The following is an 18,959-nucleotide window of genomic DNA, read 5'->3' on the forward strand; positions in this document are numbered from 1 at the left end:
GGAGATCCTGACCGCCGCCACCGGCCGGCGCACCGCGCGCGACATCGGATTCGCCCTGGGACGCGGCGTGTTCGCGGTTCTCCTCGACATCGTCCGGATGGACTCCCGAAACCTGCTCCACCGGGAGGCGACTCACCCGGCCGCCATGGCACCGAGCGTGGCGCCGCGCACCCCACCGGGTGAGCCGCTGCTGCCGGCTGGAACCGGGCCGCTGCCGCGCCGCGTCCCCGGCGTCCCCGGCGTCCCCGCCGGACGCGGCGCGGGGAGTCCGGGCGGCACCGACGGCCCCGGTGACCTGCCCGCCCCCTCCGATGGAGCAGCGGCCGCCTCCGGCGCTCCACCGAACGAACACCGCGCCGAGCGCACCGAGACGACAGAGACGACCGAGAAGAGCACACCATGAGCAGCCAGACACCGACCGCCGTCCTCGTCGACGAGTTGAAGTCCCTCCGTGACCGGGTCATGGGCATCTCCGAGAGTGTCATCTCCACCGCCGACGGCCTGCTGGTGGCCGCCGACACGGCCGCCGTCCACCCCGAGTCGGCCGCCGCACTGTCGGCCGCCATGCTCGGCCTCGGCCGGCGCACCGCGGGCGAGTTCGGCTTGGGCGGCCTGCGAGACGTGGTCAGCCGCTGCAACGGCGGCTACGTCGTGGTGCTGGCGATCGGGACGCAGGCGCTGCTGATGATCCTTGGCGACGAGGGACTCGACATCGCCGGCCTGCACCGCGAGGCGCCCGCCACGGTCCGTCGACTGAGCGAACTGCTCGGGATGGTTCCCACGGTCTGACCCGTAGTTCCGAAGTCCGGGCCGGTGTGGGATGGCCACGCCGGGACTGGCCGGCCCTCCCACGACGACGCGAGCGCCGTGCACTGGCCCCTCGCACGGCCATAGCGCCACATGCTCTCTCGCCGGTCTGCCCTCCCCACCCCGTCCGAATCCGGGGGCATGCCCGCCGGTTGTCGCTGGGCGACGACACCGGTCGGGGCCTGCCGAACGCCGGCCGCGGCGGCCCGGGGTGGACATCCGCAGGGGCCGGGCGGCTGGTCTTGGTGCCGCCCGGCCCCTGCGGTGCTCCGTCGAACGTGGCCTCCCGGTTCAGGTCGGCCGCGGGTGCGATGTGGTCAGCCGCCGATCTCGACGTCGACGTCGTCGATGACGAAGCTGGTCTGCAACGAGGTGTCCTCCCGGCCGGTGAACACGAGGGTGACGCTCTGCCCGGCGTAGGCCGAGAGGTCCACGGTGCGCCGCGTGTAGCCGCCGTCCCGGTCCAGGTTCGAGTAGGCGGCCAGGTCATGGCCGTTCGCCGTGACGGTGAGCCGGTCGTACTTGACGGACGAGGTGGTCTCGGCCGAGTCGATGTGCAGCCAGTACCCCAGTGTCGCCCTGCAGCCCGCCGGGATGGTGACCGTCTGCGAGACGGTGTCCGTGTGGGCGGAACCGTAGCCGTCCAGCCAGGCCTTCCACGAGCCGCCGTGGGCTGCCTGGCCGGGGCCGCCGTCGACCACGGTGGCTGTCGCCGTCCAGGGCGACGCCCCGCCGCTCTCGAAGCCGGCGTTGCCGAGCAACTGCGCCGAGGGGCAGGGCCCGGTGCCGTCGGTGACGGCCCAGGTGAACTCGGTGCTCGCGGTCGCGCCCGAGGTGAACGCGGCGGTCACCGTCACGGTCGCCGATCCGACCGCACTGGGTGCGCCGGTGATCCTTCCGGTGGCGGCGTCGATCGACAGGCCGGCCGGCAGGTTGTCCGCGGAGTAGGTCGGCGCGCCGGGGCCTCCCACGGTCGGGATCAGCAGGTCGACCGCGGCGCCGAGCGCGGTGACCTGGTCGCCGGGATGCGTGACCGTGGGTGCGGCGGGCAGGGCGGCTCCGACGTTGACGGCGGTCCATGCGGCGGCGACGGCAGCGTACGCGCTGCCGCCGGCGCCGTACAGGTCCTCGGCTGCGCGCAGGGTCGCGTTACGGGCGGCGGCGTAGTCGGTGGTGGAGGTCATGTAGGTGGTCAGCGCCCGGTACCAGATGGCGGCGGCCTTGTCCCGGCCGATCCCGGTGAGCGTGGAGTGGTCGTACGTCGGGCTGTCGTACGCGACGCCGTTGACGGTCTTCGCGCCGCTGCCCTCGGAGAGCAGGTAGAAGAAGTGGTTGGCGACACCGGAGGAGTAGTGGACGTTCAGTCCTCCGAGGCCGCGGTACCAGTAGTCGGCCGAGGCGCCGTCCTTGGACGGCTTGTCCATGTAGCGCAGCGGCGTGCCGTCGCCGCGGATGTCGATCTTCTCGCCGATCAGGTAGTCGGGGCTGTCGGCCGGCAGGTCTGCGTAGAACTCCACCATGGTTCCGAGGATGTCGCTGGTGGCCTCGTTCAGCCCGCCGGACTCGCCGGCGTAGACGAGGCCGGCCGTGGCCGCGGTGACGCCGTGGGTCATCTCGTGGCCCGCCACATCGATGGCGGTCAGCGGGTGGGAGTCGCCGTCGCCGTCGCCGAAGGTCATGCAGAAGCAGTCGTCGTCCCAGAACGCGTTGACGTACGAACGGCCGTAGTGCACCCGGCTGGACGCGCCGACCCCGTCGCCGCGGATGCCTTCGCGGCCGAAGGTGTTCTTGTAGTAGTCCCAGGTGGCCGCGACGCCGAAGTGGGCGTCGACCGCCGCCGACTCGCGGTTGGACGGCAGGCCGTCGCCCCATCCGTCGGTGGCCCGGGTGAAGACGGACCCGCCACCGGTCGAGCCGTTGCCCATGTCGGTGGTGTAGGTTCCACCGCGGGCTCCGTCCTTGAGCTGGTACCCCGAGTCCGTCGGTGTGGTCCCGATCGGGACCTCGCCGACGTGGACGCCGTGGCCCGTGCCGGTCTGCACGCCCTCGAAGGTCCGGATCACCTCGCCCTCGGCCGCGTCGGTGATCACGTGCAGCTTGCTCGGGCCGCCGTCGGGGGCCGTGCCGGCGATCACGGTCTCCCACGCCACGCGCGGGGCGCCGTCGGCCGCCCAGACCACGAGCCGCGGTGACCGGCCGACCGTGGCACCGGGCCGGGCGTCGAGCGCTGCGGCCTGCGCCCCTGCAGCATCGATCGCGGGAGAGGTGCCGAGTCCGGCCAGGGGGGCGTTGGAGGCGCGGTCGACACCGCGCAGGGTCCCGTCCGGCGCCTGGTGCACCACCAGGTCCCCACCCAGGACCGGGAGCCCGGCGTAGGTCCGCTCGTAGCGCAGGTGCCGGGTGCCGTCCGCGTCGAGGACGGCGTCCTTGGCGACAAGCTTCTCCCGGGCGGAGAGCCCGAGGCGTTGGGCGACGGTGGCGGCCTGCTGGTCGGCCGAAGTCATGGCGGCGCTCCGGCCGGACGCGGGTGCCACCGCCGGGCCGACGGGTGCCGCCTGCGCGGTGACCGTCGGGGCGCCGGTCACCAGCAGGACGGTGGTGACGGCGAGTGCGGCGAGACTGTGCACGGGAGCTTGGCGGGACACGGGCACTCCTTTGCCTGCCGTCCGCGGGTACGGACGGGTGTGGGTCTGCGCCGCGCGGGTGCGGCGCAGTGGGCGGCCGGCCGGTCATGCGTCGGGTGGGATGCCTGGCGGGCCGCTGCGGCTCTGGACGGTGCGGGGTGTGTCGTACAGGAGGAGCGATAGCCATGTTCATGACACGTACGTGCCCACACGTCACTCGGGTGGGTAGCGACAGGGGGCCACATGAACACGGCGCGCAACATCCCGATCCCCCGAGAAGGACTTCGGGGAAGATGTTCGAATCTTAGCCATCAAGTTCGGAATGCTGTTTGAACATGGACCCTTCTGTGGCTCGAATCGGCATTTTCCAGCCACCCCCCAGCCCACCGGGCCTTGGTGGAACCACAGGTGAGCTGCGCCTGCGTCCGTCGCCCGGCGCAGTCCGAGTTCCCGACCTGTGCTGGAACCCGCCACCGTCGAAGACCAGCATCGGCTGAATCGTGCCGCCACTCACCGGGCTCCGGCCCCCATGCCCCTGCGCGCCCTCGAAGAACTGATCGCCCGCCAACCCAACCCGAGCGGATCCGGGGCCGCCGGGAGTCGGAGACGGACGACGCGGCACGGCAGCAAGCCGCGCGTCCGCATCGGCCCGGGCACCGGCCTCCCGGGACTCCGCCCGGCGGGAGTCGCTGGGTGTGGTGCATTGGCAGGTCTCCGATGTCGTCAGGTCTCCAATGTCGTCCGGAGCTACGAACCGGAGATCGGTTGACTCGTTGGAGATCCGGAGTTCGCCGCCCGTGATGCGCGCGGTGAAGCAGACGTTGAACCGTTGTCGCACTTCGCCGTCCGAGTAGGCGATCACGTGTCGCGGATCGGTGTACGTGCCGACGGGTCCAGTGATCTCTACGTCGAGGCCGGTCTCCTCACGGAACTCCCGAACGGCCGTTCCGGAAGCGACTCGCCGAGATCCGTCGTGCCGCCCCGCAGCGCGTACGGACCGTTGTCGGTGCGTCGTTGAAGCAGGATGCGCCCTTCGTCATCGGTCACCGCTGCGGACGCTGCCACTCCCGGCCGGTTTGGCTTCGACGCGTCGGGGTCGTCGTAGAACTCGGTGCGTGCCACCTGATCAGCTCTCCCCAACCCGTAGGGCGGCGTCCCACACCGCATCGAAGCTCGAAGCGTAGGTTTCGAACAGCCTCCCGGCGCCGGTCCTCCTCAGATGCCGGACCGGTGCTCCGAAGGCAATGACCCCCCAGCCATGGCCGGGCCTCTCTTCCTCCCCTCGTTGCTTGACGTTCTCGCTGTCGCCGTCGCCGAGGGCGATCCGGACTGCGCATCCTTCGGCGGCGCGCTCGCTACTGACTTCGGTGCTTCGAGGTGATTGGCCTGTTCGTTCAGCTGACTGTCGGTCATCTGCGCGCTATGCCGTTGGTATGCGGCATTCGGACGGGGGCGGGCTGACAGCGAAAGGCCGTCGGCGCCGCGAGGTGGTGCGGGTGGAGGCGGCCGGGTTACTCGCCCGAGGTGTCCCGCCGCCCACTGGTCCCGCCACCGCCGCCTTGAGGACGGCGAAATCCTCGGCCACCTGCGCCCGGTCGACGACAACCCGCTTCTGTTCACCCCGGTCACCGTCTTTGGCCGCCCGCTTGGCGCACCCACCACCGAGCGTCACGCCCGCCAGTGCCTGGACCGCATGGGGCTGAGCTACCTGGCCCAGGACTGGCTGCTGTCCTTGCCCGGCCGCCCAGACCCCGTCGCCGTCCGGATCGTCGAAGCCACCCCGCAACAGCTCCGGGTGCAAAACGTCGACTACGGCTACCGCGTCCGGGCGACGGCCCTGGCGGCTCTGGCGGTGGTCGCCGCGGGCGCGTTCGCGCCGCCCACCTCGTCCCACGCCGGACTCGCTCCCGCGACGAGGTGTTCCGGGTCCTCCGTCCACCGCGAACACGCCGAGCGGATCGGTAGCCCTCTCATCGACCTCGCCGGGCCCCTCCGCGGTCCCGGGCCGGTTCTGGCGCGCCGGCCGGCCTCGGGTGATGTGCGGGCGCGCCTGGAAGGGCTTCTGAGGGCCTCTTCGGGAAGGTCGGCGCACGTGAGTGACGTGGGTCCCGCCACCGGCGGCCGGCCGGCGTGCCGGTGGGGTGATCTCCGACGGCTGTTGTTCCGGCCATCGTCCTGGCCGGCAGCGGCCGGTGGCGGCGCGCGGGTGGCCGAGGACGCCGTCGCCGCGCCGCCGCCCGATCCGGTAACGATCGGGCAACGCCGCGGGAGCCGGACTCCGGCCGCCCCTCTCTCTGTGCAAGTCAACTCGCATTCGGGGGAGTTCGCGATGTCACGCCGCGTGCCCGGTGCCCCGCTGCCGACAGCGGGGCTCGGCCTTCGGGCCGCGCCGGCTCCTGGGGTCGGCACACGGCCCGGCCCGGAGCATCCCCGACTCGTCAGATCACCGCACACGGTCAAGGACCACCATGCCCCACCTCTCATCCCCGGGCCCCGACAGGTCCGGTCCCCCAGCAGTTCCGCGTACCGACAGCGGGCGGACACCTGACGAGCGCGCCACGCCACGCGCCGGGGCGGAGTCCGAGCACGACCGAGAACTGACGGAACGCCTGCGGCTGGGGGAGGACGACGTCGTGGCGGTGCTGTACGCGCGCCATCACAGAGCGACGCTCGCCCACGCCCGTTCCCTCGGTACGACTGCGGTCACAGCCGAGGACCTCGCCAGCGAGGCCTTCACCTGCACGCTCGCGGCGGTCCGGTCGGGCAGCGGTCCGACCGGAAGTTGGCGCCCCTACCTCTTGAGGGTCGTCCGCAACACCGCTGCGGCCTGGGCGAGCGCCGAGCGCCGCACCCTTCTAACCCCCGACGTCGGACTGTGGGCCGACCGGAACAGTCCTGTGCTGTCGCCCGATCAGATCCTCGTGTCTGCCGTCGAGCTCGACCTGGTCCTCGCCGGCTACGACACCCTGCCGGACCGGTGGCGGGCGGCTCTCCGGTACTCGGTGGTGGAGGAACGGCCGACGGAGGAGGTCGCCCGTCTGCTCGGACTGACCGCCAGTGGCGCCTCGTCGCTGGTCGCGCGTGCCCACGAGGGTCTGCGCCAGGCCTATCTCGCGGCACATCTGCGCGGCACGACCTCCGCCGAATGCCTGGCCTACACCGACCAGCTCAAACCGCTCGCCCGCCGCCCCGCACGGAGGAAGTCCAGGCTCCTGATCCGTCATCTCGAAGACTGTGCGCAGTGCCGGCACTGCTACGAGGAGATGCGCGAGGTCAACCAGCACCTGCGGCTCGCGGGGACGGCACTCCTCGGGCCTGTACCCGTCAGTAGTGACGGCGCCGAGGCCACCGCCGCGGAGGCCCCGGTGACAGTCGGGACGGCGTCCGTGTCCTGCTCGGTCGACGCGGTGGCCGAGGACGCTGCCACAGCCGCGGCGCTGCCACGGGTGGGCGGGAGTTCCCCGGCGCCCGCTCCCGGCCGGGCTCGTGCCGCGCGGTGACCGTCGACCGGGCGCCCGGAAGCGCAAGAGCCGATGGCACGCCGGTGGACGGTGCCCGCTCCGCGGGCGGTTCACGTCGCGGAGGACCGCACGCCGCCGCAGTCGGGTCCCTCACCGATTCCGGGCTCGGCGACCTCCTCCTGTCGGCGCTCACACGGCAGGCCGCAGCCGAGGAACTGTTGCGCAGGCACGGCGGCGCACTGCTCGCCTACGCCCGCGCCCTGTGCAGGGACGAGCAGTGTGCCGAGGTGCTGCTCGTCGAGGCCCTCAACCGGACGCTCGACGTCTTCCAGCGCGGCAACGCGCCGGGCGTGAGCTGGGTCCTGTGCCTTCTGGGCGAGCTGCGGCGCCTGGCCGCCGAACGGGCCGATGACCGGCGGACCGGCGACCTGTCGGCCGACTTCCTCGGCTGGCTGCATCGGCGGAAGGGAGCACAGGAGAGTTTCGCCTCGGTGATCGCCGCGGCCGAGGAGGACTGTCCCCTCCTTCACGCGCTCCACAGGCTGCCCGGGCCGGCGGCTGTCGAGGTGTGGCTCAGCCTGGCTGCGGCGCCCGGGACCCCGCCGGCGCGGCAGGCGCTTCGAGTACCGGAACGCCGAACGCAGCAGGAACTCCTCAACGCCTATCTGCGGGCCCACACCGTCGGGGTGCCGTACCGCCGGTGCCGGCATCTGGCGGCCCGCCTGGTCGACGGCCTCGACGGCGACACGCCGTGCCCGGAGCTGACGGGCCATCTGTCCGGCTGCGGCACCTGCGCCCGCGCGCTGGCCGATCTGCGCGCCATCCACCGGTGGGACACCGAGGCCCTGCGGGAGGGGACCTTGCTCCGGCTCTCCTCCCCCGCCGCGGTCCCCGATGCGGGCCCCGGCGCTCGGCAGCGACCGGCTCCGGCAGCGGTGGACGGCGCCCCGCGGCCGACGATCGTGGACCATGACGTTCCGCGCGCTTCCCCAGCCGGGAGCGGAAGCCGGCGGCACCGTCGCGAGAAGTCCGTGAGCCTCTCCCGGACACACCGGAGAGCAGCCGTCGGCGCGGCCGGGCTGGGGGCAGCGGCGCTCGCTGTCGGTCTGGCGCTGGCACCGGCGAAATCTCCGACCGACGCGGCCGGCAGCGCGCCGCCGGTGCCGAGGCCGTTCACCGGACCGGCGTCCCCCGGTGGCTCTCCGACTCCTCCGGCCGCCTCTGTGCTGCCGTCGCCGACCGGTCCGGCGGACCGCGGGTCCCCTTCCGCGAACCCGATCCGGTCCGGCCCCAGCACGCCGGCTTCCACGGCCCCGGTCTCACCGACCGTCAGCACCCGGTCCTCGCCGACCGTCGTCGTGCCGCCTCCGCCTCCCTCGCCCACCCCCTCTCCCCCCGGAGTCCTGCGTCGTGGGGACCAGGGGGACGACGTGCTGGCGTTGCAGCGTCTGCTGCTCAGGGCCGCCTGCAACCGTATCGGCGTGTCGTTCACCCAGGGCCGTTTCGACGAGGCCACCGCGGCGGTTCTGATGAGCTTCCAACGCGATTTCAACATCCGGGGGGAGGAGCGCACGCAGACCCTGTACGGCCCGCAGACCCGGGCGGCACTTGAGCGGAGGGCCGCGAATCCGGACTGCTGAGGCCCGTGCGTTCCACTCGACGCCATGCCGGGCCGTCCGGTGCGCCGTCGCGCCCGGTTCCCCTGCGGGCCGTACCGCGGCCGGAGCCCGTTGCGGCCCGGCGGTGGGGCCCTGCGAGGTCCGACGCCGTTCCCGGCGATCCCGGGCGCGCCTGCTGCGCGGGCCGACGTGTCACCACCGCCCGCCCCGAGGCCGAGGAGGTCATCGCCCCCGCCCGCACCGACGCACCGGCGCCGGCCGCCAGGGCCCTTCCGTGGACGTGTCGGGCGTTGCCGCGGCCTCGTGCCGGGGTGGTGGCATGCGGGGTTCGAGGGCCGGCCGGCGGATCGAGCAGCGCCGTGACCAGGGCGCTGAGGCGACACCCGGGCCCGGCGTCGCCACCGGCCGCCGGAGCCCCGCCTCGGACACGGCCCGATCGGCCGGGCGGCGCGGCAGGATCCTTGGCTCCCGCTCCGGGTCCGCTCAGTCGTCACGCCCCGCGGCGGTGGCCGGGTCGTGCTCCGGAAGCAGACCGCGCAGCGAGTACAGGGCCTTGAAGGTCTGGCTCTTGACGGTGCCCTTGGAGCAGCCGAGGGTGGCCGCGGTCTCCCCGACGCTCAGGTCCTCGTAGTAGCGCAGTTCCACCACCGCCCGCCGGCGGGGTGCCAGCGCCCGAACCGCGCGGGACACCGTGGCGCTGGTGAGGACCTCGTCGAAGACATCGTGCTGGTCCGGCCGGTCCGGCAGATCGCCGTACGGGACCTCTCGGTGCCAGCGTCTGCGCATCGACGAGCCGTGACAGTTGACAAGGGCTCTGCGGACGTACGCCTCTCTGCCGCCGGCGATCCGGTCCCACTTCGGCCAGACCTGGGCCAGTGTCATCTGCAACAGGTCCTCGGCGAGGTGGGGGTCGCCTGTCAGCAGCCACGCAGCCCTCAGCAGCCGGGGGCTGCGGACGGCGACGAACTCCTCGAAGTCTGCTGTCGTGTCCTTCATCGCCCTGCCCTGTGCATGGTGTTCCCGTCTGGCGGTGACGAACGTGGAAGCGGGACCACCGCCGGCGCGGGTCCAGTCCTGGCCGCCCCCGGAACCTCCGGACCACCGACGCATTCCCGACCCACCACGCCATCCACCTCGTGGACATCGTCGGCCCTCGTGCAGAAGACCGCGAGAAGCGCCCGGTTTCGTCCCTGCTGATCCAGTCGACCGTATCCGCTGACGTACAGTCACCCGCAAGGGCCGCAATTACCTGATGGATACCTGTATCCGGAACTCCGGAGGCCGTTGTGGTGGTGCCGCTTCGACTCCCTGGCCGTGGCCCAGCCGTCCGTCGTCACCGCTGCCGCGCGCTCCTCGCCGAACGCAGGCTCCAACGCGGACGGCTCGAAGAAGCCCGCGCCGACCGGCACCGGGGGCCTCGACGACCACCTCCACGTGCCATCCGGACGTTGCGCCTGAACCCGCACGGCCCCGTACCTAGCGGCGCGGGCAGTAGTACCCATCGGGTAGTAGTGGCGCTTGCGGGTAACCACTACCTGTTGCCTATCTTTCGTGAAGGCCCGGAAGCGACGGGCCGGCCCGACACCCACGTCAGCGAAGCGGACCGCTCATGGCTTGCAGTTCTGCCCCTTCTTCATCGCCACGGCCCAGGCAGGCCACGTCCATCGCCGCCGAGGCCGGGGCCGTCGGCCTCGCCATCCCCGTACCGCCCGGGAGGCCGATGTCCCTGCCGCTGCCGGCGGTCTCGGACGCACCGACCACAGCGCCGGCCTGAACGGCCGCTCAGTACACCGGCCGTCCCACAGGCAAGGAGCCCTTCCCCGTGAACTCGCCCGTTCCCATCACCCTGGGCACCATCGCCCTGTCCTTCCACCGCGCCGCGGCGGCCGTTACGCAGCGGGTCCTGGAGGCGTACGGCCACCAGGTGACGGTCGTCGAGGCCCCGCACGAGGAGCTGTTCCGCCGTCAGGCAGGCGGCGGGATCGACGTGCTGGTCTGTGCCTGGCTGCCGTCCAGCCACGACACGTACCTGTCCGCCTACCGCGACCAGGTCCGCATCCTGGCGCCCTACTACAGGCCGTACTGCCTCTGGGCCGTGCCCCCGTACGTTCCCGTGATGGTCTCCAAGGTGGCCGACCTCGCCCGGCCCGAGGTGGCCGCACGGATGACGCGTACGGTCGACGGCATCAACCCCGGTGCGGGGATCAGCCGTTTCTCCGCCGCCGTGATCGGCGGGTACGGGCTGGACCGGGCCGGCTACCGCTTCGTTCCCGGCACGGAGGCCGGTTTCACCGCTCGCGTCGAACGCGGCATCGCCCGGCAGGAGTGGTTCGTCATCCCGCTGTGGCGTCCCCAGTACCTCAACCGCAGCCACGGCCTGCGTCCGCTGACTGAGCCCAGGGGCCTGCTGGGCACCGTGGACACGGCCAGCCCGGTCGTCCGCAGGGACGCGCTCCGGCGCATCCACCCCGAGGCCGTCGCGCGGATGGACACCCTGTACCTCGGCAACGACGGCATCGAGGAACTCGACACCCTCATCAACGCCGACGGCCTCACCCCCCTCCAGGCGGCCGACCGCTACCTCGCCACCCACCCCGGCCTGCTGCCGTAACCGCGCCACACCCTCAACTCCCGACCACGTCACCCCAAGGAGACCCCCATGAGCCGGATCCCGACGACGATGCGGGCCGTCGCCTACCGCGAAAGCCTGCCGATCGACCACGACGAGAGCCTGATCGACATCGAGTTGCCCGTCCCGGCCCCCGGTCCACGCGATCTCCTGGTCCGCATCGAGGCCATCGCACTCAATCCGGTGGACTACAAGATCCGTCAGAACGTCGACCCGGCAGGAGAGCCCAAGGTGCTGGGCTGGGACGCAGCCGGCACCGTCGTCGCAGTCGGCACGGAGGTCGAGCTGTTCGCGGTGGGTGACGAGGTCTACTACGCCGGGGCTCTGGACCGGCCTGGAGCCAACTCCCGTTACCACGCGGTGGACGAGCGTCTGGCCGCCCGGAAGCCCGCGACACTCACCTTCACCGAAGCCGCGGCACTGCCGCTGACCGCGCTCACCGCCTGGGAAGGCCTCTTCGAACGCCTGGGCCTGCGCAGCGGCGCCCTGGAGCAGACCGGCACCCTGCTGGTCACGGCCGCCGCCGGCGGTGTCGGCTCCATCGTCGCCCAGTTGGCGCGTGCACTGACCAGTCTGACCGTGGTGGGCACCGCCTCCCGCCCTCAGTCGGCCGAGTTCGCTCGCCGGATGGGAGCCCGGCACATCGTCGACCACACCAGGCCGCTCGGCCCCCAGCTCGCCGAGGTGGCGCCCGGCGGCCTGGACTACGTCTTCAGCACCACCGGCACCGACCGCAACCTCGAAGCGTACGCCGAGGCTCTCAACCCGTTCGGACGCATCGTGGCGATCGACGACTTCGGTTCTCTGCCCATCGGCGTGCTCAAGGCCAAGAGCATCTCGTTCCATTGGGAGTTCATGTACACCCGCTCGATGTTCCAGACTCCCGACCAGGTGATGCAGCACCACATCCTCACCCAGATCGCCCGGCTGACGGACGCCGGCATCGTCACCACCACAGCCACGCAGGACCTCGGGCCCGTCAACGCCGCCAACCTCCGCGAAGCCCACCGTGTCCAGGAAAGCGGCACCAGCATCGGCAAGACCACCCTCACCGGTTTCTGACCTCGGCGCACGCTCTCCCCCGACGGCGGCGCCCGCCGCCGTCGGGCCGAGTCCGGCAGGTGACCGCACCGGCCCCGCCTGGCGGCTGCGGCACCGAGTCTTCTACAACCCGGCGGCTCCCATCAGGCGTCCTGGCGGTGGCACGGGTCGGCGGCGGCGCTGTCGATGTTGTCCTCGACCCAGGTGCGCAGCAGGCTCAGCGGGACGGCTGCGCTGTGGCCGAGTGCGGTGAGGGCGTACTCCACGTGCAGTGGCACCGCGGGGTAGACGGTGCGGGTCAGCAGGGCGGCGTCCTCCAGGCGGCGCAGGGTCTGGGTCAGCACCTTGGGACTGACGCCCTGGAGGCATCGTTGGAGTTCCCCGAAGCGCCGCGGGCCGTCTTCGAGGGCCCCGATGGCCAGGGCGGACCACTTGTTGGCCAGCAGGTCGAGCATGGCTCGGCAGGGGCACTGGGCTGCGTAGACGTCGTGGTCGTCGTGTCGGCCGGTCGCGCATTCCGTCACCATTGGACCGCTCCTCACTGGACTTCCTACGGGGAAGTAGCCTCCCTTGAGGTGCATTATATTCATGCTGTTGTCCGGGAGCGACGGGGTTCCGGTTCCCGCCGGGCCGACCGGAGCGGCGACCACCAGCGGCCCCCGAGGAGCGCAGGACGCGGTACGGCGGGGTCCGCCGCCGCCGCCGGCTCGACCACACGCGCAGGACGGCCCGGACCCGGGCCCCGGGGTGACGGATGCCGCCTTGCCGCCGGTGCCCGGCCGGTCACCCGTCGTGGCGGAACCGACCGGGCGTGCGGACACCGAGCCCCGACCGGCTGAGGCTCGGGGCGGCGACCGCGGACCGGATCCTGTGCCGGATCTCCGTGGTACCCATCGGGAAGTAGCAGTCCTTGCAGGTAACCGGCGGAGGCCCCGTAGAGTCCTCCACATGGACGATCGCCTACGGGCCGTCGGCTCTGCCGCCGGTCGGCGACGCCCTGGACGACGTCCGATTCGTCGGAGCCCGTGCCCCCGTCGGCACCGGCCGTCCGACCCGATTCCGGCCCTCTGCCATTCCCCGATCGAGCCGAAGTCATCGATGACACGCGGCCCGCGGGGAGTTCCGGCACCTCGGCAGGACCGCCGACTTGCCGGGCCGGTCGTGCTGAGCCCTCGTCAAGGAGATACACGTGTCCCGTGCACCCCTTTCCCACCCCCTCATCGCCCTTGCGAGGGTGACGGCAAGGCCGTCACAGCGTGAGGCGCTGCAGAACGCCTTGGTTGAGCTGATCGAACCGTCCCGGGCCGAGCCGGGGTGTTTCGACTACACGCTGTTCGAACTTCAGGAGCAGCCCGGCACGTTCTACGTGCGTGAGACCTGGGCCGACCAGGAGGCACTCGACTTCCACATGGCGACGCCGCACTTCCAGGCGTTCGCGGCCCGGTTCGGGGAACTGTTGGAGGAACCGATCCGGCTGACCCGCCTGCGTGAGGTCCCGCCTGTCCGGGTGGCCGCGTCCGGCTGACGCGACGGACCTGCGCGCCAGCAGGCCACCGGGCGGCCGCCCCGCCCTTCCGGCACCCCGCCGGAGGAGCCCAAGGGGCGGGGCGGCCGCCCGGCCGCAGGATGACGATCCGCGGTCGGTCGGGGCGTGCGCGGTCGTCGGCCGCTCCCGGTGGTGCTTCCGAGTCGTCACGAGGGGGTGCCGAGCGGGGGGCATGTCAGCTCGGACGGCTTCGGTCCTGGATCCAGGTCGCCACCTGGGTGCGGCGGGTGAAGCCCAGCCTGCGTAGGATCCGCTGCACATGGCCCCGGGCTGTGCGCGGTGAGATCACCAGGCGTGCCGCGATCTGCTTGTCGGAGAGCCCCTGCCGCAGCAGCAGGGCGATCTCCGGCTCGCGCCGGGTGAGCGCGGGCGGCGGGGCTTGGGACGGTGTGTTCGCGTGGGCCGGTGAGCGGGGGAGCGCCAGCGCGACGGCCTGTTCCGGCGTCGACGCGGCCCCGGTCCGGACGTGAGCTTCGTAGGCGGAGTCTCCCAGAGCGCTTCGCAGGAGATCCTCGCACGCCGCGTGGTGAACGGTCGTCCGGCCGAGGCTTGCGAAAGGCGAACCGAACTCCCGTCGCAGGCGCTGTGCGGCGCCCAGGTGTTTCGCGGCCTCCTCGTGCCGGCCTGCTCGCGCCCTCGCCCACGCCAGCACTTCGAGGCACTGCCCCACCAGCACCTGATCTCCGCCCGACCGGAGGCTGCGGAGGCACTCGCGCAGCACTCCGACGGCCTGTCTGTCGTCCTGCTCCATCCAGTACCGCAGGGCGAGGACCCCCAGGGCGTGAAGCCGCAGCGGGGCCACCCCGTTGGCCTCGGACAGTGCGAGACCCTCGGAGATCAGGGACTGGGCTCGTCCGTCTCCCGGGAAGCAGGAGGCGAGGCTGAGGAGGTGGAGGGTGCTCCAGACCTCGCCCGCGAGGCCGAGGGTGCGGTAGCGCTCCAGCGCCCTCTGCAGGAGGGCGGTCGCCAGCTCGAAGTCATCGTGGACGAGTGCGGCGAGACCGGCCAGTTGGTCGGCGTCCGCGCGGCCGGCCGAATGGTCCAGAGCCAGGGCGAGGTCATCGCACTGGACGGCGCGCAGCTCACCCCCTGCGGTGTCGCCGGTGAGGAGGGCCAGCCAGCCGTCCACCCGGAGCGCCTTCCCCCTGGGCGCGCATTCCGAATCAGGAGCCCCGATTGCCGGTGCGAACTCCTGGGTGGTCGGCGCCAGGAAAGGACTTCGAGCCCGCCGCTGCGGGACATGGGCGGCGGCCTCCGCCGGCCGGACGCCCCGGGGTCAGCCGGACCCGGGCAGAGCCGAAGTCACGAGTAGGCAACACAGCGAGACGCAGTCCCCGGGCGCGGCTCTCAGCACACACCAACCGTCCAACACGCACCCGGCGGGACACCCGATCAGCGATCCCACACGAACAGCTGACGGTCGACCTCCGGCGTTGCCGGACCTCACCCCGGAGGAGAGCAGTGCCAGGACCCGACCTCACGTCCGCCGTCACGAGGGCCGAACTCGTCCCGAGCGAAGCCGTCCAGGAGAACCTGCCCCCGTGGGAGGACCACGAGCACCGCAGCCGCTACCAGGCGGCGGCACTGGCCTTCGCGCTGCGGTGCTCGACACATCCCAATCCCACCGGGGACCGCTCCGCGCAGGCATTCCGGGACATCTGGCTGGCCGTCGGCTCCACCGGTCGCCCGAGCAACCTCTGGGCACTCTTCCTCGTCGGTGCGCAACGGCGCGCAGCCGCACGGCAGACCGCTGGCGCCGGCCGCCCGTCCGGTCCGAAGGCGGAACCGAGCCGCCAGCACGACCGACAGCCGGTCGAGCCTTCGGCCGTGGTCATGAGCAACGACGTTGCGCGCCTTCGAGCCCTGCTGGCCGCGCCCGAACCGTGTCGAAGCGCCACCCTGCGCGCGGTGACGGAGGCGGAGGAGAACGCGCGGCCCTCGACGAGTCCGGGCTGCCCGACGAAGGCCGTGCTGTCGAGCGAGGTGAGGCTGGGCCGGCTCGATGAGTATCTGTTCGCCCGCGTTGCGCGCGCAGCTGATCGCACCTGTCCCCGTCTGGCAGCGCTCCTGGACGACAGCGATCGGCCGAAGGGCGCGGGGCAGCCGAGCCCCTCGGTCCGGGGCCCGGTCTGCGGGACGTGTTCGCTCGCCCCGAGCCGGCCGGCTCTCGACGGCGCCGCCGTACCTTCCGGCGACCGCCGTCCTCTGGTGCTCACTGCCGAAGGCCGGCCCGAGGTTCCCGGCCCGGACGGCGGTGGCGACCGGCCACCTGCGGGGACCGTGGGCGGACCCGCCGGACCCGCCGGACCGGTGAGGAACGGCCGTCGCACGCAGGTGGACCCGCCTTCGAGGAGGGGAAGGCCTTGGCGGGCCGCACTCTGGGCGGCCGCTGCCGCCGTCGCCGCCACCACGCTCGCCAACCTGCCCGACGCTCCTGCCTACGATCTGCCCTCGACCTCGACGTCCCCGGACGCTCCTGCGCTACGCGAGTCACCCCCCGCCGAACCGCCCTCTCCGCCCGCCGACGTCACGAGCAGCGCGCGGGGCACTCCGTCACCCGGCACCTCCGCCGGACCGCGCCACGGCGCAGCCCCGGACGCCTCGAACACACCGTCATCGGCCGCCTCCACTTCCACGACGGCGCCGCCCCCGGCCCCGTCGGCACCGGCCCAACGGCCCGGCTCCACCCTTTCGACCCGCGGTCCCCGGCCCGCACCAGGGACGCCTTCCCCGTCCGCGCCGTCAGCGACCGGCCGGACTCCGACTGCCGTCGCGACGCCCACGCCGTCCCCCACCGTGTCCCCGAACCCTGCCGACACCGCCTCGTCCGGGCCCAGCCAGCCCTGACGCGCCGCCCCGGTACCCCGCCCCGGGCAGCCAAGGTCCGCTCGGGCGGCCACCATTGCGGCGGCGTGGCCCCCGGCGGGCCCCGCTGCGGTCCGGCCAGGCGGCTGCTCCGGCCCGGTGGGGCCGCCCGTCCCTTGCCCCGCCACCACGACCCTGAGTACGATCACCGTGGCGCCATGCCGTTCTCCGTCACAGCGGAGAGCCGGGCACTACCGCCCAGGCAGGCAGTCGCGACGCTCCCCGGCCTCTACAGAGCAGAGCAGCCATCGCGTCTTGCCGGGGAATCGCGCACACCATCAGACCGGTCCCGCCCCAGCCGTCTTCGTCGTCCTTGCCTCCGTCCCGTCGCGGCAGCAGCCCTCCGTCGGCCGACGGACACTGTCCGCGGAGCAGCCGAGTGTGAGGGCCCTCTCCGTGGCAGCGCCCACGCCCAGCGAATGAGGTCCATGACATGCAGAGTCGGCCCTGCCTCGGATGCGGCGCCCTGCGGGGATCCACGGTCTGCCACTGCGACCTGGGCGGCGGCGAGGCGGTCCACTCGGATGGGCGGGACCACCAACCGTCGCTGGTGCGCCCGTACCTTCGAACGACGGTTGTCCCCGACCCGACTAGGTGCCCTCCCTCGATGGACCAGTCCCCACCTGCCGAGCGGGAACCGCGACGAGATGCCGCGAGGCGTCGCCCGGCGACGCAGGACGGTTCAACCGGCGCGGACCTCGGAGAATTCACCATCCGGCCGGCCCCGGTCCATGCCGCCCCCGGCCGACATCGGGCCCCGAGACGGCGAAGATCACGAGGCGGTGTCCTGTCGGCAGGCGCGGGCCTGGCCTTTCTGGGAACCGCCCTCGCCTTCGCCCTCACCTCGGCACCGGGAGACGGACGGGAACAGTCGCTGCCGGCCCCGCCGGCCGAGGCCACTGCGCCGGAGCCTCCGGCCTCGGAATCCGCTCCGCCCACGCCTCGGGCCTCGACGACGGTTCCCCCGGTGTCCTCCTCCGCAACCCGGAAACAGCCCACCCCGGTACCGAGTCGACCTCCCGGAGGCGGCGCGAGTCAGACACCAGCCCCCGCCACGAGCTCCGCTCCGACACCGAAGCCGGTCCCCACCCCTGCCGCACCGTCCAGCAGCCACACGGCACCCGTACCGAGCACGACTGCCCCGCCGGCCGTCATCCAACTCGGAATGCACGGCCCCGAGGTCGCGCGAATGAGGGAACTCCTGAATCGGATCTACTGCGGGAGCGTCCCCGGTGGAGACGCCTTCGACAAGACGGCCAGGAACGTACTCGTCCGGTATCAGACCGCACGGAAGGTGAACGACGGCCCGCTGGGCAGCTACGGCCCCCGCACCAGTGCCCTGCTGGAAGCAGAGGCCTCGGCCAGCTGCAGATGAGTACCCCCCGGGAGGATGCCTGCTGCCGCACACTTCCGGGATGCTGTTGGTGATCTTCATGAGCGACGGGTTCGATACCCGTCGCTCAGTCGCTCAGTTGTTGGCACAGGTGCTGGAAGCGGGTGGTCTGGCCTCGTTGGGGGTCGGTTGATCAGCCGTCGTTGCGGTGCTGGCTGAGGCGGACGATGTTGGTTCCGGCTGCGGCGAGAACGTGCTGGACGTGGATCCTCGTCCACACAGCCCGTCGATCCCGTGGTGCTGACGACGCCCTGACGTACCGTCGCGTCGACAACGGCGTCCGCGGCGGTGGCGAGGCGCAGGCGTGCCGTTCGGTGTGTTCCTCGCCGAGCAGGGTCGCAGCCGGGGGCCGGAACTCCGCGGCATGGTAAGGGTGTTGGCGTTCAGCTCGACGGCCGATGCGGCAGCTCGGCCGAGGTGCGGCAGCGGGAAGGCGAGCAGGCCTCGCCATCTCTCCGGTCCGCGCCGCCGTTCCCCGTCCGCACCATCCGCCGAGAGCGCTCCGAGCAGCCGGACGTAGACCGCTTCCCCCACCGTGTCCTTGGCGCGTATCCAGCGGGCGAGGCTACTCGGGCAATATGCCACTACATGACCGACTGAAGGCCACTCGCCGATGAAACTCCGTCGGTGTCGGGCCCGGTCCACGGCCGGTGTCCGCGGTCCCTCGGCGAGGCCGCCCGGGAGGCGAACGACGGAGCCGATCAGGACCAGTTGACCGTGCCCGGCCCCAATCCCGGCGACAGCGGTCCAGGACACCCGCCGCCCTCCCGACGCGACGCCTACCCCGCCTGGCTCCACACCTACGATCACCACCGCGGACACACCACACCCGCAGGCAAACCACCCGCCAGCCGCGTCCCCAACCTCACAGGACAGAACACCTAGAAGGCTCGTGAAGATCTTGGGTTCTGGCCCCGCCGCGTGAGCGGCGGGGCCAGACTGCTTCTTGTGGCAATGGGGGAATGGGCCGGGGA

Annotated in this window: 10 protein-coding genes and 4 pseudogenes; 8 read left to right on the top strand and 6 right to left on the bottom strand. The window is 72.3% G+C overall.

Annotation, left to right across the window (positions count from 1 at the left end; all coding sequences use genetic code 11):
- Both ACIOFR_RS40345 and ACIOFR_RS40350 read left to right on the top strand, forming a co-directional pair.
- Nucleotides 1-403, top strand: a pseudogene (locus tag ACIOFR_RS40345) (hypothetical protein); the annotation flags it as partial.
- Nucleotides 400-789, top strand: a complete 390-nt coding sequence (locus ACIOFR_RS40350; RefSeq protein WP_401005534.1) for a roadblock/LC7 domain-containing protein — start codon at nucleotides 400-402, stop codon at nucleotides 787-789. The pseudogene ACIOFR_RS40345 and the gene ACIOFR_RS40350, both read left to right, overlap by 4 nt.
- A 335-nt stretch (nucleotides 790-1,124) precedes the next feature.
- On the opposite strand, the gene ACIOFR_RS40355 is transcribed toward ACIOFR_RS40350, so the two are convergent.
- The 3 genes and pseudogenes from ACIOFR_RS40355 to ACIOFR_RS40365 all read right to left on the bottom strand — a co-directional run.
- Entirely contained in the window at nucleotides 1,125-3,452 is a 2,328-nt protein-coding gene (locus tag ACIOFR_RS40355) for a M4 family metallopeptidase (RefSeq protein WP_401005536.1), read from the bottom strand.
- 662 nt (nucleotides 3,453-4,114) lie between these two features.
- Nucleotides 4,115-4,553: pseudogene (locus ACIOFR_RS40360) on the bottom strand (NUDIX domain-containing protein); the annotation flags it as partial.
- Between the two features lie 4 nt (nucleotides 4,554-4,557).
- Nucleotides 4,558-4,809 (bottom strand): annotated as a pseudogene (locus tag ACIOFR_RS40365) (XRE family transcriptional regulator); the annotation flags it as partial.
- Between the two features lie 1,255 nt (nucleotides 4,810-6,064).
- Here ACIOFR_RS40365 and ACIOFR_RS40370 point away from each other — a divergent pair.
- Both ACIOFR_RS40370 and ACIOFR_RS40375 read left to right on the top strand, forming a co-directional pair.
- On the top strand, nucleotides 6,065-6,931 hold the full coding sequence (locus ACIOFR_RS40370; RefSeq protein ID WP_401005538.1) for an RNA polymerase sigma factor: 867 nt from the start codon (nucleotides 6,065-6,067) through the stop codon (nucleotides 6,929-6,931).
- The gene (locus ACIOFR_RS40375) at nucleotides 6,928-8,532 is read left to right on the top strand and encodes a hypothetical protein (protein WP_401005540.1); all 1,605 of its coding nucleotides are present in this window, start codon (nucleotides 6,928-6,930) and stop codon (nucleotides 8,530-8,532) included. The genes ACIOFR_RS40370 and ACIOFR_RS40375 overlap by 4 nt, the downstream gene beginning before the upstream one ends.
- Nucleotides 8,533-8,994: 462 nt before the next feature.
- Here ACIOFR_RS40375 and ACIOFR_RS40380 read toward each other — a convergent pair whose 3' ends face one another.
- A complete protein-coding gene (locus tag ACIOFR_RS40380) occupies nucleotides 8,995-9,507 on the bottom strand; it encodes a SigE family RNA polymerase sigma factor (RefSeq protein WP_401005542.1) in 513 nt (170 codons plus the stop codon).
- An 826-nt stretch (nucleotides 9,508-10,333) separates the two neighbouring features.
- On the opposite strand from ACIOFR_RS40380, the gene ACIOFR_RS40385 reads away from it, so the two are divergent.
- Nucleotides 10,334-11,122, top strand: a complete 789-nt coding sequence (locus tag ACIOFR_RS40385; protein WP_401005544.1) for a glycine betaine ABC transporter substrate-binding protein — start codon at nucleotides 10,334-10,336, stop codon at nucleotides 11,120-11,122.
- Between the two features lie 48 nt (nucleotides 11,123-11,170).
- Entirely contained in the window at nucleotides 11,171-12,202 is a 1,032-nt protein-coding gene (locus tag ACIOFR_RS40390) for a zinc-binding alcohol dehydrogenase family protein (protein WP_401005545.1), read from the top strand.
- A 122-nt stretch (nucleotides 12,203-12,324) separates the two neighbouring features.
- Here the strand turns inward: ACIOFR_RS40390 and ACIOFR_RS40395 are convergent, their stop codons facing one another.
- Entirely contained in the window at nucleotides 12,325-12,708 is a 384-nt protein-coding gene (locus tag ACIOFR_RS40395; protein ID WP_401005547.1) for a winged helix-turn-helix transcriptional regulator, read from the bottom strand.
- 662 nt (nucleotides 12,709-13,370) lie between these two features.
- On the opposite strand from ACIOFR_RS40395, the gene ACIOFR_RS40400 reads away from it, so the two are divergent.
- Entirely contained in the window at nucleotides 13,371-13,706 is a 336-nt protein-coding gene (locus ACIOFR_RS40400; RefSeq protein WP_401005549.1) for a putative quinol monooxygenase, read from the top strand.
- A 196-nt stretch (nucleotides 13,707-13,902) separates the two neighbouring features.
- Here the strand turns inward: ACIOFR_RS40400 and ACIOFR_RS40405 are convergent, their stop codons facing one another.
- Nucleotides 13,903-14,856, bottom strand: a complete 954-nt coding sequence (locus ACIOFR_RS40405) for a response regulator transcription factor (protein WP_401005551.1) — start codon at nucleotides 14,854-14,856, stop codon at nucleotides 13,903-13,905.
- A gap of 3,912 nt (nucleotides 14,857-18,768) precedes the next feature.
- Between ACIOFR_RS40405 and ACIOFR_RS40410 the strand changes: the two are divergent.
- Nucleotides 18,769-18,870, top strand: a pseudogene (locus ACIOFR_RS40410) (IS481 family transposase); the annotation flags it as partial.
- Nucleotides 18,871-18,959: the final 89 nt, after the last annotated feature.

The sequence above is a fragment of the Kitasatospora sp. NPDC088346 genome (assembly GCF_044740765.1).
Classification (GTDB): domain Bacteria; phylum Actinomycetota; class Actinomycetes; order Streptomycetales; family Streptomycetaceae; genus Kitasatospora.